Annotated in this window: 19 protein-coding genes; 18 read left to right on the forward strand and 1 reads right to left on the reverse strand. The window is 67.2% G+C overall.

From position 1 onward, the window contains the following. The first annotated feature begins 79 nt into the window (after positions 1 to 79). The 4 genes from ACWXWW_RS03340 to ACWXWW_RS03355 all read left to right on the forward strand — a co-directional run bounded on the left by ACWXWW_RS03340 (position 80) and on the right by ACWXWW_RS03355 (position 4,136). Positions 80 to 382 (forward strand): WhiB family transcriptional regulator, encoded by a 303-nt coding sequence (locus tag ACWXWW_RS03340; protein ID WP_455968723.1) that lies wholly within the window; start codon positions 80 to 82, stop codon positions 380 to 382. Further along, positions 379 to 774, forward strand: a complete 396-nt coding sequence (locus ACWXWW_RS03345) for an HNH endonuclease (RefSeq protein WP_455968724.1) — start codon at positions 379 to 381, stop codon at positions 772 to 774. The genes ACWXWW_RS03340 and ACWXWW_RS03345 overlap by 4 nt, the downstream gene beginning before the upstream one ends. Continuing rightward, positions 771 to 1,463 (forward strand): helix-turn-helix domain-containing protein, encoded by a 693-nt coding sequence (locus ACWXWW_RS03350; protein WP_455968725.1) that lies wholly within the window; start codon positions 771 to 773, stop codon positions 1,461 to 1,463. The genes ACWXWW_RS03345 and ACWXWW_RS03350 overlap by 4 nt, the downstream gene beginning before the upstream one ends. Positions 1,464 to 1,541: 78 nt before the next feature. Further along, entirely contained in the window at positions 1,542 to 4,136 is a 2,595-nt protein-coding gene (locus ACWXWW_RS03355; RefSeq protein ID WP_455968726.1) for a DNA methyltransferase, read from the forward strand. Between the two features lie 11 nt (positions 4,137 to 4,147). Here ACWXWW_RS03355 and ACWXWW_RS03360 read toward each other — a convergent pair whose 3' ends face one another. Continuing rightward, positions 4,148 to 4,441: a hypothetical protein gene (locus tag ACWXWW_RS03360; RefSeq protein WP_455968727.1), complete on the reverse strand. Its 294-nt coding sequence runs from the start codon at positions 4,439 to 4,441 to the stop codon at positions 4,148 to 4,150. A 56-nt stretch (positions 4,442 to 4,497) separates the two neighbouring features. Here ACWXWW_RS03360 and ACWXWW_RS03365 point away from each other — a divergent pair, with 56 nt between their 5' ends. The 14 genes from ACWXWW_RS03365 (at position 4,498) to ACWXWW_RS03430 (ending at position 13,113) form a co-directional block, all read left to right on the forward strand. Then, on the forward strand, positions 4,498 to 5,685 hold the full coding sequence (locus ACWXWW_RS03365) for an AAA family ATPase (protein WP_455968729.1): 1,188 nt from the start codon (positions 4,498 to 4,500) through the stop codon (positions 5,683 to 5,685). Between the two features lie 14 nt (positions 5,686 to 5,699). Further along, positions 5,700 to 6,068 (forward strand): hypothetical protein, encoded by a 369-nt coding sequence (locus ACWXWW_RS03370; RefSeq protein WP_455968730.1) that lies wholly within the window; start codon positions 5,700 to 5,702, stop codon positions 6,066 to 6,068. A gap of 111 nt (positions 6,069 to 6,179) precedes the next feature. After that, positions 6,180 to 6,581: a hypothetical protein gene (locus tag ACWXWW_RS03375; protein ID WP_455968732.1), complete on the forward strand. Its 402-nt coding sequence runs from the start codon at positions 6,180 to 6,182 to the stop codon at positions 6,579 to 6,581. Beyond that, complete coding sequence (locus ACWXWW_RS03380) at positions 6,574 to 6,891, forward strand: hypothetical protein (RefSeq protein ID WP_455968734.1); 318 nt, start codon at positions 6,574 to 6,576, stop codon at positions 6,889 to 6,891. The genes ACWXWW_RS03375 and ACWXWW_RS03380 overlap by 8 nt, the downstream gene beginning before the upstream one ends. Further along, a complete protein-coding gene (locus tag ACWXWW_RS03385; protein ID WP_455968736.1) occupies positions 6,884 to 7,600 on the forward strand; it encodes a hypothetical protein in 717 nt (238 codons plus the stop codon). The genes ACWXWW_RS03380 and ACWXWW_RS03385 overlap by 8 nt, the downstream gene beginning before the upstream one ends. Then, complete coding sequence (locus ACWXWW_RS03390; protein WP_455968737.1) at positions 7,597 to 7,917, forward strand: hypothetical protein; 321 nt, start codon at positions 7,597 to 7,599, stop codon at positions 7,915 to 7,917. The genes ACWXWW_RS03385 and ACWXWW_RS03390 overlap by 4 nt, the downstream gene beginning before the upstream one ends. After that, a complete protein-coding gene (locus ACWXWW_RS03395) occupies positions 7,914 to 8,141 on the forward strand; it encodes a hypothetical protein (protein ID WP_455968739.1) in 228 nt (75 codons plus the stop codon). Before ACWXWW_RS03390 ends, ACWXWW_RS03395 begins: the two co-directional genes overlap by 4 nt. Positions 8,142 to 8,280: 139 nt before the next feature. Continuing rightward, complete coding sequence (locus ACWXWW_RS03400) at positions 8,281 to 8,559, forward strand: hypothetical protein (RefSeq protein ID WP_455968741.1); 279 nt, start codon at positions 8,281 to 8,283, stop codon at positions 8,557 to 8,559. Between the two features lie 267 nt (positions 8,560 to 8,826). After that, the gene (locus ACWXWW_RS03405) at positions 8,827 to 9,246 is read left to right on the forward strand and encodes a DUF4326 domain-containing protein (RefSeq protein ID WP_455968742.1); all 420 of its coding nucleotides are present in this window, start codon (positions 8,827 to 8,829) and stop codon (positions 9,244 to 9,246) included. A gap of 622 nt (positions 9,247 to 9,868) precedes the next feature. Continuing rightward, positions 9,869 to 10,222, forward strand: a complete 354-nt coding sequence (locus ACWXWW_RS03410) for an SLOG family protein (protein WP_455968744.1) — start codon at positions 9,869 to 9,871, stop codon at positions 10,220 to 10,222. Positions 10,223 to 10,552: 330 nt separating this feature from the next. Beyond that, entirely contained in the window at positions 10,553 to 10,879 is a 327-nt protein-coding gene (locus tag ACWXWW_RS03415; RefSeq protein WP_455968745.1) for a hypothetical protein, read from the forward strand. A gap of 246 nt (positions 10,880 to 11,125) precedes the next feature. Next, positions 11,126 to 11,482 carry a hypothetical protein gene (locus tag ACWXWW_RS03420; RefSeq protein WP_455968747.1) on the forward strand — a complete coding sequence of 119 codons (357 nt, stop codon included), beginning with the start codon at positions 11,126 to 11,128 and terminating at the stop codon, positions 11,480 to 11,482. Next, positions 11,463 to 12,521: a terminase gene (locus ACWXWW_RS03425; RefSeq protein ID WP_455968749.1), complete on the forward strand. Its 1,059-nt coding sequence runs from the start codon at positions 11,463 to 11,465 to the stop codon at positions 12,519 to 12,521. The genes ACWXWW_RS03420 and ACWXWW_RS03425 overlap by 20 nt, the downstream gene beginning before the upstream one ends. Next, positions 12,514 to 13,113 (forward strand): terminase, encoded by a 600-nt coding sequence (locus ACWXWW_RS03430; protein ID WP_455968751.1) that lies wholly within the window; start codon positions 12,514 to 12,516, stop codon positions 13,111 to 13,113. The genes ACWXWW_RS03425 and ACWXWW_RS03430 overlap by 8 nt, the downstream gene beginning before the upstream one ends. Position 13,114 lies beyond the last annotated feature (1 nt).

Below are 13,114 nucleotides of genomic sequence, written 5' to 3' on the forward strand. Positions count from 1 at the left end.
TCCTCCCGCGAGAGAACAACCAGCGGGCGCTGATCATCGTCATCGGCCCGTGGGAGATCTGGATCCGGAAGGAACGGCCATGAACCGCACGGACATGATGATCGCCACCGAACCGGTCAACGAGGGCACCGCGTGGACTGAGGCGTCGTTCATCCTCCCGGAGCCGTGGGTGCGGGATGCGCTGTGCGCGCAGGTCGACCCGGACATGTTCTTCCCGAACCACGGCGACGGGGACAGCGCGGCACCCGCGAAGAGCGTGTGCCGGAAGTGCGACGTGAAGGCGCAATGCCTCGAGTATGCGCTGCGCACCCGCCAGTCCGTGGGCATCTGGGGTGAGACGTCCCCGCGCGACCGGGCCCGGATGCTGAGGGACGCGGCGTGACGGCTGAAGCTCTCGTCATCGCCCGCGACCAGGGGTGCTGTGCCCGGTGCGGGCGGCACGTGGCCGGGATGCAGCGGGGACGGTTCTGGTCCATCCATCACCGCCGGCCGCGCGGTTCCGGTGGGTCATCGCTGACGTGGGTGAACGGCGCCGCGAACCTGCTGATCCTCTGCGGCAGCGGCGTGACCGGGTGTCACGGGGAGGTGGAGTCGAGGCGCGCGTCGGCGCGGATGGACGGGTTCCTGATCCCGCTGAACGGGGTGCAGGTCGCGGAGGACGTGCCGGTGCGTCACGCGCTGCACGGGCTTGCCCGGTTGACGGACGACGGCGGGTGGGTGCCGGTGCTTCGCGGCCCGACACCCGACATGGTGGATTGGAAGGAGGCTGCGTGAGCTACAAGGCGACGCACTGGGCGTGGGAGACGGACCTGCCGATGACGCAGAAGTTCGTGCTCGTCGCTCTCGCAGACATGGCCGATGAGGCGCACTCGTGCTTCCCCGGGCAGGAACGCATCGCCCGGATGATCGGCGCAACGGACCGGACGGTTCGGGCGGCGTTGACGAAGCTCGAGGCGGATGGGTTCCTGACTCGCATCGAGCGGCGGGGCTCGGACGGATTGAGGACTTCGGACAGGTACGTCCTCCACGTCAACCGGAAAATGCTTCCGGTAGTGGAGTCACCGGAAGATGACGACAGGGTCACCGGAATCTCACGTCGACCTCACCGGAAGGAGATTCCGGGTAATCACCAGAGAACCACTAGAGAACCATCAGACTCATCGCCTCGCGGCGATGGAGGGTTCGCGGAGTTCTATCTGGTGTACCCGCGGAAGGTCGGCAAGGAGGCTGCGAGGAGAGCATTCGAGAAGGCCGCGAAGAGCGCGGGCCCGGACGTCATCATCGCTGGCGCTCGCCGCTTCGCTGCTGACCCGAACCTCCCGGATAAGCAGTTCATCCCTCACCCGGCGACGTGGCTGAACCGTGGGTCGTGGGAGGACGAACCTCTCCCGCCCCGACAACAGGGGTACGTGCCGCCTCCGGCGGATCAGTTCGGTCAGGACGAGTGGCTGTACCGGTCCTGACCCCTAGTAGATGAGCGCTCGAGACGGTCCAGGTCTCGAGCGCTCTCCCATTCGAACAACTACAGAGAGAAGCATCCGATGGGTTCTCCCATTCTGTCCGAATCGTTCCGATCGCTGCCGACGGTCAGCTACGAGGAGCTCCTGCGCGAGAAGGTCGCGTTCGACAAGAGCTTCGGCTTCGAGGTCGATGACTCGGCCCTGTCGCCGGTCCTGCTGCCGCATCAGCGCGACATCGTGAAGTGGGCTGTCCGCGGTGGGCGACGTGCGATCTTCGCGAAGTTCGGTCTCGGCAAGTCGGTCATGCAGCTGGAGATCCTCCGGCTGATCCTCGACGACGCCCGGTCCGACGCCGGGTACGGGCGTGCGCTGATCGTCGCGCCGCTGGGTGTGCGGGGCGAGTTCATCCGGGACGGCCGGGACCTGCTCGGCGTGGAGGTCCGGTTCGTGCGTCGCACGGAGGACGTTGACCCGACGTGGTGGGGCATCTACGTCACGAACTACGAGTCCGTGCGTGACGGGAAGCTCGACGTCACGATCTTCGACGCGGTCAGCCTCGACGAGGCGTCGGTGCTGCGCTCGTTCGGCTCGAAGACGTACCAGGAGTTCCTCGGTCTGTTCGACTCGGTGCCGTACCGTTTCGTCGCGACCGCGACGCCGTCCCCGAACCGGCACAAGGAGCTCATCCACTACGCCGGGTTCCTGGGGATCATGGACACCGGCCAGGCGCTCACCAGGTTCTTCCAGCGGGACAGCTCGAAGGCCGGCAACCTGCGCCTGTACCCGCACAAGGAGCGCGAGTTCTGGCTGTGGCTGAACACGTGGGCGTGCTTCGTGCAGCGCCCCTCGGACCTCGGCCACTCGGACGCGGGCTACGACCTGCCGGCGCTGTCGATCGACTGGCATCAGGTGCAGGTCGACCTGCAGTCGGACGAGGTCGACCGGGACGGGCAGGGTGTGCTCGTGCGTGGCGGCGCGATGTCGCTGCAGGGTGCGGCGAAGGAGAAGCGGGAGACGCTCGCTCAGCGCGTGCACGAGCTGCTCGCGATCGTCACGGAGCATCACCGCTCCGAGCCGGACGCGCAGATCATCCTGTGGTGCGATCTGAACGACGAGCAGACCGCCATCGAGCGCGCGCTGACGGCGGCTGGCCTCACCTACTCGTCGGTGCATGGCGGGCTCGATGACGTGGAGGCCGAGCGCCGCATCCAGGCGTGGCGGGAACGGGAGACGTACGCGCTCATCGGGAAGCCGGTGATGCTCGGGCAGGGCATGAACCTGCAGCAGGCGAACGTGGCCGTGTTCGTGGGCGTGACGTACAAGTTCAACGACACGATCCAGGCCGTGCACCGCATCCAGCGGTTCGGGCAGCAGCGGGCGTGCACCGTCCACCTGATCTATGCGGAGACCGAGAGCGAGATCCGCGACACCCTCCTGTCGAAGTGGGAAGAGCACGACCGCCTCACCGACACCATGTCGGACGTCATCCGCGAGTTCGGCCTCAACCCGGCCGCGATCTCCGCCGAGCTCACCCGCACGATGGGTGTCGAACGGCGCGAAGAGACCGGCAGCGAGTGGACGATCGCGCACAACGACTGCGTGCTCGAAACCCGCGACCACATGGAGGACAACTCCGTCGATCTCATCGTCACGTCGATCCCGTTCTCGAACCACTACGAGTACACGCCGAGCTACAACGACTTCGGGCACACGGACGACAACCTGCACTTCTGGCAGCAGATGGACTACCTCACGCCTGAGCTGCTGCGCGTGCTGAAGCCGGGCCGGATCTACGCCTGCCACGTGAAGGATCGCATCCAGTTTGGAGCGGTCACGGGCGCCGGCATCCCGACGGTGTCGCCGTTCCATGCCGAAGCGCTCGCGCACGGGCTGAAGCACGGCTTCGACTACATGGGCATGATTACCGTCACGACCGACGTCGTGCGGGAGAACAACCAGACCTACCGCCTCGGGTACACCGAGATGCGGAAGGACGGCTCGAAGATGGGCGTCGGATCGCCCGAGTACATCCTCCTGTTCCACAAGCCGCAGTCGGACCGTGCGAAGGGGTACGCGGACGAGCGGATCACGAAGGAGATCCAGGACTACTCCCTCGCCCGCTGGCAGATCGACGCCGCCGCCGACTGGCGATCGTCGGGTGACCGTCTGCTCGCGCCCGAGGAGCTCGCGGCCCTCGCGCCCGAGGTGCGGTCGAAGCTGTTCAAGAAGCAGTGGCGCGAGAACGTCTACGACTTCGCCGCGCACGTCCAGACCGGCGAGGCCCTGGCAGCGAAGAACGCGCTCCCGTCGACGTTCAAGAGCCTCGACCCGGGCTCGTGGCGCGGCGACGTGTGGGACGACGTGAACCGCATGCTCACCCTCAACGGCGAGCAGTCCCGGCGCGCGCTCGAGTTCCACATCTGCCCGCTGCAGTTCGACATCGTCGACCGGCTCATCGAGCGGTTCTCGAACCGGGGCGAGCTCGTGTTCGATCCGTTCGGCGGTCTCGGCACCGTGCCCCTCCGGGCCCGAAAGCTCGGCCGCCACGGTCGTGCAGCCGAGCTGAACCCGACGTCGTTCCGTGACGCGGTTATGTACCAGCGGGAGATGGATCGGGAGCAGGCTACGCCGTCGCTGTTCGACCTGCTCGACCTGGAAAGCGACGCGGCGGCGTGAGCGAGTCGCCGCTAGTCCTGGTTGTTCTCCGGAGCGAAGATCCACCAGTGCGGCTGGTCGAGAGCTTCGGCGAGCGTGGCAGCAGGGTTGCCATGAGTTCGGCCGGAGTCGGAAGCCAGTTCAGCCTCGGTTCGATCCGACCACACGGCCTCCACGTAGAACCGTGTATCGCCGCCGTCCGGTCCGCGGTCCGCGACGGTAACTGTGGCAGGGCGGCCGCCGAAGTACACCTCGTAGGTGGTGAGGTGCACGGCCGAGTGGGCCTCCGTCAGGTTGTTGAGGAAATCGATCATCTGTTGGTGCATGCCCGCACTGTATCGGCGCTCGACTCGGACACGCCATCGTCAAGGGAGGGGCGGGGATGACGGACATGAACGCCGAGCGGGCGGTAATCGGGTCGCTGATCGCTGACTCGTCGATGCTCCGCGAGGTCATGACGGAGTGCACCCCGGCGGACTTCTACGACAAGCGTCTGGGGGAGATCTACTCCGGGGTCATGCACATGCAGGCGACACGGGAGCCGATCGACCTGCTGACTGTCGAGGCGCACCTGCTCGAGTGGGGCATCCGGGACATCCACATCGAGCACCTGTCCGCATGGTCAGGTGCTGTCCCGACGCCGAAGAACGCTGGCATGTACGCGCAGCAGGTGCGTCGGGAGGCGATGGCCCGAGGGCTTCGAGCGGTCGCGGCTGCGATGCAGGAGAACTCGCAGGCGATGCCGCCGGAGCAGGCGATCTCAACGGCGATGGGTGACCTGAAGCAGTTGCGCGAGCATCACGTCGCGGACGAGCTGCGGGCGATGTCGCTGGATCAGGTGCTGACGCAGGAGGTCGAGTACGACTGGGTGGTCGACGGGCTGCTCGAGCGTCGGGACCGGGCGATGTTCACCGGGGGTGAGGGTGCCGGTAAGACGACGCTCCTGAGGCAGATGGCGATCACGACGGCGGCGGGGGTGCACCCGTTCCGGGAGTACCCGATCGAGCCGCGCAACGTGCTGGTGATCGATGCGGAGAACACGGAGAAGCAGTGGGGTCGTGAGACGCGCAGGTGGGCGGGGTCGATCAACGTGCTCGAGGGCACGGACCCGTACAAGCGCCTCCATCTGGCGTGTGTGCGGCGGCTGGATCTGACCCGGGACATGGATCTGGGGATGGTGCACCGGCTGATCGACAAGCACACCCCGGACCTGCTGCTGATCGGCCCGCTGTACCGGTTGGTGCCGCGGGCGATCAATTCGGATGATGACGCGGCCCCGTTGCTGGCGGCGTTGGACACGATCCGGGATCGGGGGATCGCGATGCTGATCGAGGCTCATGCGGGGCATGCGACGAATCCTGCGGGGGAGCGGGATATGCGGCCGCGTGGGTCGGCGGCGTTGATGGGGTGGCCGGAGTTCGGGTATGGGCTTCGGCGGTCGAGGAAGAACCCGTTGCATGTGGACATGGTCCGGTGGCGTGGTGATCGTGATGCGCGTGGGTGGCCGGCGAAGCTCGGGCGCGCGCAGGTGGAGGGGACGCAGCGGTGGCCGTGGCGTCCCGTGGACTGAGGAGAGGTAGAGGAATGGCGAAGATCACGGTGGAGAACGCGGTCGTGGACCGGACGTTCACAACGCAGTTCGGGCACGGGGTGGCCGTGCACGAGACGTTCGAGCGGAAGGACGGCGCGGAGGGCAAGAGCTACTTCACGCTGTGGTTCAAGGACGACCCGGGGGTCGTGCAGGGGCAGGTGATCTCGGCGTCCGGGTTCCACGGGGTCAAGGTGCGGGAGTACGAGCACAACGGGGAGACGCGGCACACGGCTGACGTGTCGGTGCGTGCGGCTCGGTTGATCGGGTCGGCTCCTCCGATCCCTCCGGCGCCTGAGCAGGCGTCGCAGGACCAGTGGGGCGCTCCGGCGTCGGGTGGTGGGTGGGATGCTCAGCCGTTCTGAGTGTCCTGCTGTTGTGAGGGCCGTTCCTGTGGGGAGCGGCCCTCTTCCGTTGTCCGAGGTAGACGAGTGCGAGTTGCCGGGGTATGACGACTGGCGGAAGGACTGGGACGAGTGAGCGAGTACAGCGAGATCGTGCAGCAGGTGGCGCGGTTCATCCAGGGTCGTGACGCCCGCCTCTATGGGGCGGTGATCCGCGGTGTCGCGCATCCGACGTGGGATGAGGCGGAGCTCGCGCAGGAGGAATACCTGCGGGAGGCGGACGGGATCGTGAAGGCATTCCAGGTGTTCGGTTGGGGGCCGACTGACGCATCCCAGCCGGTCACCGAGGAGCAGGAGTGGGAGTACGGCGTCCGGCACGTCGAGGTGGACGGCTGGGTAGATACGGACCCGCATCCGAGCCGCCGGAGTGCCATGGACGACTACAGCACGTGCGGGATGAATTGCGCGCTCGTGCGTCGTCGTCCCGCTGGCCCGTGGGAGTCGGTCGAAGCGGACGGAGAGACGGATGGCTGACATCATCCAACGGCTGCGGAAGGCCGTGGAGATCGCGCGGAGCGACTCCTTGACGGTCGAGAGCGACCGGTGCGTCGGGAAGGCCGAGGAGGACGCGATCGAGGCGGAGCGGGTCGAGCTCGAGGCGGTGCGCGACGAGGTCACGGCGCTGCTCCGCGCGGTCGCTGACGCATGGAACGTGGAGGGCCGGGAGCCGGTCCACCACCGGAGGCAGCAGACGCGGCTGAGGCTCGAGTGGCCGGTCCTCGCGGCCGCGGTCGAGAACATCGCGACGAGCCTCGCAGACGAACTCGGGGAGAGCGATGGGTGACGAGCTCGAGGCGTGCGCGACGGAATGCACGGAGACGATCGACGGGGTCGAGCACTACCGGGAAGCGACCCACGGGCACCTGTGCGGGTCCTGCTACGGCCGCATCCTGTACCGCCTGAACGAGGCGCCGGTGATCGTGCACCTGCTGAGGTCGCAGCTGCACACGATCGGCGCCGTCGACACGGAAGCGGTGAGGGTGGGCGGTTCGAAGGAGACCCCGTTGCCGTTCCGGGACGGGCACCTCGAAGCCGCCGACGAGGTGTTCTCCACCCTCGCGAACTGGGCCGTGTCTCACGCGTCCGCGATGGGTGTCACCGCCAGCCTCCCCGCTTGGCTGAGACCGCTGATCGACATGGAGAAGGACGCCAGGCACCTTCCCGCGAATCTGACCGCTCAGACGGCCGCACAGCGAACCCGCGACCTCACCGACTGGTTGCGGGAGTGGGCGGAATCGGTCGCATGGTCGATCGTCCCGGCGTCGTTGAAGGCGTATCACGACGACGTCGTGGACCTGATTCACCGGTGCCGGTCGCGGGCGGGGTTGTCGCGGCCGCGGGTGAAGGTCGTGGACCGGACGGGGTGGGTGTGTCGTTTGTGTCTTCACCCGGAGGGGGAGATCGATGTGCCGGATGTGGGGCCGATCGTTGCCCGGTGCAAGGCGTGCGGCGCGGTGTTCCCGATGCCCGAACTCGAAAGGACAGCAGCATGACCAACGAACGAGCAGGCAACGTGCGCGAGGCGCTGGCGGGGATGATTGCCCCGACGGCCCTCGGCCCGGGCCTCGCGCGCGCTATCGCGGATGCCGTCCTGTCGCGTTTCGACGTGACACCGAAGGGGCAGGCACCCGCCGACGTGGCCGCGCTCATCGCGGAGGCGCTGAACACCGCCGCCAGCATCCTCGACGGATTCGCGGGGACGTGTCTCAATGCTGAATCCGCCGCTGAATTCGTGCGCGCACAGGCCGCATACGCCCTGGAGCGGGCATCCCAGCCGGTCACCGAGGAGCAGGTGGAGGATGGACGATGAGCGCCGACGAGACGAATGGCGAGCCGTTCATGCCAACCAAGGGGGAGCGCAAGGTCGCCCGTGTCCGGGAGAACGCTTGGAAGGCCGCGAACAGCCGTAGCAAGAACTCGGCATGGATGGCTGGGTTCGTGGCGGGCGCACTCTGGTATCGCGCGACGAATGGGAACGAGGCTCACCACCCTACGGCTGCATCGGCCGAAGCGGCACGGGAGGCGGGACGATGAGCGAGAAATCCGTCCGGCGATGTCCACACGGGTTTCATCACCCCGAATGGCCGCACTCTTGCGACGGGTGCTGGTGCGAAGGCGAAAGCGACCGCCGCCTCTACGGATGGCCCCACGACACAACCCCTGAGGAGGACCGATGAGCGCCGACGACAACACGCCGACCCCGGACTTCGCGCGCACGGCCTATTGGAACGGGTCCGGTCGTTCGCCCGAGGAGTTCGACCGCATGCTGGACGCCGAGCGCGAGAAGGCACGCCAGGAGGAGCGCGAACGGTGCGCGCGCATCGCGGACAGCTTCGCCATCGAGGTCAATAACCGCGCCATCTCGGACGACCTGGCGGCTTGGGCTTCGGCAATGGGGAAGTACCGCGGCGCGCAAGAAGTGGCCGCCCGGATCAGGGAGGGGGAACCGTGAGCACCGAGCCGCCGAACGACACCTGCCGACCATGCGATGGTGTCGGTTACCTGGTCGACGACGAGGGCCGTGTCATCGGAGAATGCCTCGCCTGCGACGGAAGAGGCTGGCGATGACCCGCCCCATCCTCTGCACCCTCGGCATCCACACCTGGTACCGGCGGTACACCGCAGACGGAGAACTCCGACGCTGGTGCACCCGACACAACTGTCAGCGCCGCGACCGCATGGTCGACAACGGCACCACGACATGGTGGGAGAGATCACGATGACCAGACCACAGCGAGTGCAGCTGTCCCGCCGGAAGGGGTGGCGGAAGCCGGAGAACACGGTCGTCGTCGCACGGCCGTCGAGGTGGGGCAATCCGTGGATCATCCTCCTCCCGGGTGGGCGGGCGCTGGCCGTCCAGCGCTTCCGAGAGATGTTCACCACCGACCGAGAGGCCCACGAGGCGTTCCGATACCCGAACGTCGAGGACATCCAAGCCGAGCTCGCAGGGAAGAACCTCGCGTGCTGGTGCCCGCTCGACCAGCCCTGCCACGCCGACGTGCTGCTCGAGCTCGCTAACCCCCAGCACCTGTGCCCCGAGTGCAAGGCCGGCAAGCACGGCAACTGCGACGGCACCGCATGGGACGACGACGCCGACACCCTCACCACCTGCACCTGTACCCACGAGGCCAGTGGATGAAACCTGGTACACCCTGAGGCAAGCCGCGAGACGCGTGAACCGATCCCTCCGCACCATCCGAAGGTGGGTGAAGGGCACGCCAGACCGCGAAGGGATGCCCACCCGCCTCATCCATGGGCGCCGCGAAGTACGAGAAGACATCCTCCTCGCCACCTACCGCGAACGACTGGCCGCATGGCCACCCCAGCAGTACAGAATCCGCGCACACCTCCGCGCCCTCGAAGAACAGGAGAACTGACCAACACGCCACGGCGTGTCGCGATTCACGCCAGCAGTACTGTCACCCCTTACATTCAGAGTGAAGCAAAACGCTCAAACAGCAAACGCCCCGACGGAGAGCCCACAGCGGCCCTCCCCGGGGCGTTTTGCGTGCCCGCACTCTTTCTTCGCCAGTGCAGCCGCTCAACGGTCGGCAGGGCACCGGCGGGCCGGGACCTGAGAGCACCCCGGCCCGCCCCTTTCGTCTCCTCCCAGCAGCGCACCGGATCACCGGTGACGGCCTGGTCGAGGGGTGCGCGACGATCGCGCACGAATAGCGCGACGCCGCGCAAACAACTGAACACCGCGGAGCCACGTAACGGTGAGGCCGCGACCCCCCAACACATCGAGGGAGAGACTGAGCATGGGCAGGCGCATCCTTGTCACAGGCTCCCGCACCTGGGACGACCGAGAGACCATCGCCCAGGCTCTCGTGGATCACGGCGTGTACGGCGACACTCTCGTCTCCGGCGCGTGCCCCACAGGCGCCGACGCCATCGCTGAGCGCGAGTGGTCTGAGTTCGGCCCGGTCGAGCGGCACCCCGCGGACTGGCGCGCGCACGGCAAGCGGGCAGGGTTCATCCGCAACGCCGAGATGGTCAAGCGGGGCGCTGACATCTGCCTCGCGTTCATCCGAGACAGCAGCCGCGGTGCGAGCATGACTGCCGACCTCGCCGAGAAGGCAGGCATCAGCGTCATCCGATACGAGATGCCGTGAAGGTCTGTGCCGAGCCTGGCTGCCCGACCCTCGTCACCTCCGGTCGATGTGACCAGCACCGCCGCGAGAAAGAACGGGCACGAGGCACACGCCAAGCCCGCGGGTACGGCAACGAACACGACCGCCTCCGCGCCGCATGGGCACCCAAGGTCAAGACAGGCCGCGTCAGATGCGCCCGCTGCCACATCCGCATCACCCCACACGAACCGTGGGACCTAGGCCATCAAGACGACGACCGGTCGAAGTGGACCGGCCCCGAGCATCGATTCTGCAATCGGTCCGCCGGTGGCAGAGCAGCACACCAGTAGCGACAGGAAGAGAGGGCGCCCCGTGGCCCGCATCCAGATCCTCCCGCTCCCGCCCGTCAAGAACGGCGAGTACGAGCGCACCCCGTTCATCCTCATCCTCGACAAGCTCGACGACCCACTCCCCAACGCGGTAGAGGACCACCTGAGAGCGGCGACAGGAGCCGACCTCGTGCTCGCCTCAATGGGAGAGATGGAAGCCTCGGGACAGCTCGAGCTCACCGAAGAGCAGCGCGACGCCCTCCTGCAGCACCTCACCAGCGCCCCCGAGCGCGAGACTCGCGTGCACGACATGCGCTACACCGACGCACACGAGCACATCCAGCCCGGACGACCCCTCGACACCGCCTGACCACCCGCACACAGGGTGGGGGGATGCCCCGCCCAACGCCACCCCACCGGACCGCCGGGGAGGTGGCAAAACCTGCGAGCGGAATCAAAGACTTCTCCGGGGGTGGTGTTGATGCCGCGTGGTGGTGCTCGTTTGGGGGCTGGGCGTCCGCCTGAGGAGGGTTCTCTTCGGGAGGCGGTGCGGATTGAGTCGGGGCTGATTCGGACGCTCCCTCGGGCGCGTGGTGGTCAGGCTCCGGCGTGGCCGTTGTCGAAGGCTTCGGCGCGTGAGCGTGAGGTGTGGCGGTCGCTGTGGAAGAAGCCGCAGGCGATCGTGTGGGAGGAGCAGGGGTCGGAGCGTCAGGTGGCGATGTACGTGCGTACGTCGGTGGAGGCGGAGGAGCCGGGCGCGACTGCTGCGCTGCGGTCTCTGCTGCTGAGGCAGGAGAACGATCTGCTGTTGACGCATGCGGCTCTGCTGCGGGCGGGGTTCCGTATCTCGACGTCGGCTTCGGTGGCGCCGGTCGCTGTGGCGGGTAGCCCGGCGACGGTGGCGAAGCAGAAGGTGATCCCGGATGCCCGCAGAAGGTTGAGGGCTGTGGAGGATGTCGGACCCGACAGCTGACTTCATCGTCGACTTCCCGACGCTCGGGTATCTGCAGTCGAATTGGGTGGCGTGGCATTGCCCCATCCCGGATGGCTTCCACAAGGGGGAGCCGTTCATCGAGACGGACTGGCAGTTGTGGTGCACGGCTAACGACGGTCGTGTGCGTGAGGGCACGCCGTGGCGTCCGGAGAACCCGATCAAGAACCAGGCGTTCACGTACCGGCGGTCGCTGGTGGTGGGGCCGCAGAAGTACGGGAAGTCGCCGTGGGCGGCGTCGAAGGCGCTGACGAAGGCGCTGGGTCCTGACCTGTTCGCTGGGTGGGCGCAGGGTGGGGAGAAGTTCGACTGCCGTGACCACGGGTGTGGGTGCGGGTTCGTGTACGAGTACGAGCCTGGCGAGCCGATGGGCATGCCGTGGCCGACGCCGCTCGTGCAGCTGATGGCGACGTCGGATGACCAGGTGGACAACACGTGGCAGCCGATGCTGCAGATGATCCGCAACGGGCCGTTGTCCGAGCGTGTGCGGGCGGGTGAGTCGTTCGTGCGTGTCGGTGACGAGGGCCGCATCGACAAGGTCACGTCGAGCGCCCTGTCGCGTCTGGGCAACCCGACGACCGGGTTCATTCAGGACGAGACGGGTGTGTACACGAAGACGAACGGTCTCGTGAACGTGGCCCGCACGATGCGTCGAGGCACGACCGCCATGGGTGGTCGGGGTATCGAGCTCACGAACGCGTGGGACCCGGGTGTGGAGTCGACCGCGCGGATGACGTTCGAGTCGATGGCGTCGGACATCTTCCGGTTCTTCCGTCAGCCGCCGGCGCACCTGTCGTACAAGAACAAGCGGGAGCGCCGGAAGATCCACGCGTACGTGTACGCGGGGGCTTCGCACATCGACCTCGACGCGATCGAGGCGGAGGCTGCGGAGCTGATCGAGACGGACCCGGCTGAGGCTGCCCGGTTCTACGGCAACAAGCTGGTTCGCGGTCAGGGCGCGTGGCTGCCTGAGGGGCTGTGGGAGGGCGCGTATGCCAAGCCAACGGCTCTGGTTGCCTAACCCACCTGACGGTACTGCGATCTGTCTCGGGTTCGACGGGTCGATCAACAACGACACGACCGGGATCCGGGCGCAGACGATGGACGGGTACGCGTTCACGCCGCGCTGGGGGCCGACGCCGGACACCCCGACGTGGTGGAACCCGCTCGAGCATGGTGGGCGCATCCCTCATGGCGAGGTCGACGCGGCCGTCGACGAGCTCTTCTCCCGGTTCTCGGTGGCGCGCATGTACTGCGACCCGGAGGACTGGGAGACGGACATCGAGGCGTGGGCGCTGCGTCACGGCGAAGAGAAGGTCATCGTGTGGCCGACGAACTCCGTCAACCGCATGTACCCGGAGATCCGTCGGTTCGAGGCGGACCTGCGTGAGGGCCGGATCAGCAACGACGGGTGCCCGATCACCGAGGCGCACATGGCGAACGCGAAGAAGGTCGGCAAGCCCGGCCAGAAGTACATCCTCGGCAAACCGAACGAGACGCAGAAGATCGACCTCGCGATGTGCTCGATCCTCGCGAACGCGGCAGTGCGCGATGCGCTGTCCGCGGGCTGGACCCCGCCGAAACCGAGAAGCAAGGTGCGCGTCTGGCGCTGAA

The sequence above is a fragment of the Microbacterium sp. KNMS genome, assembly GCF_053851835.1.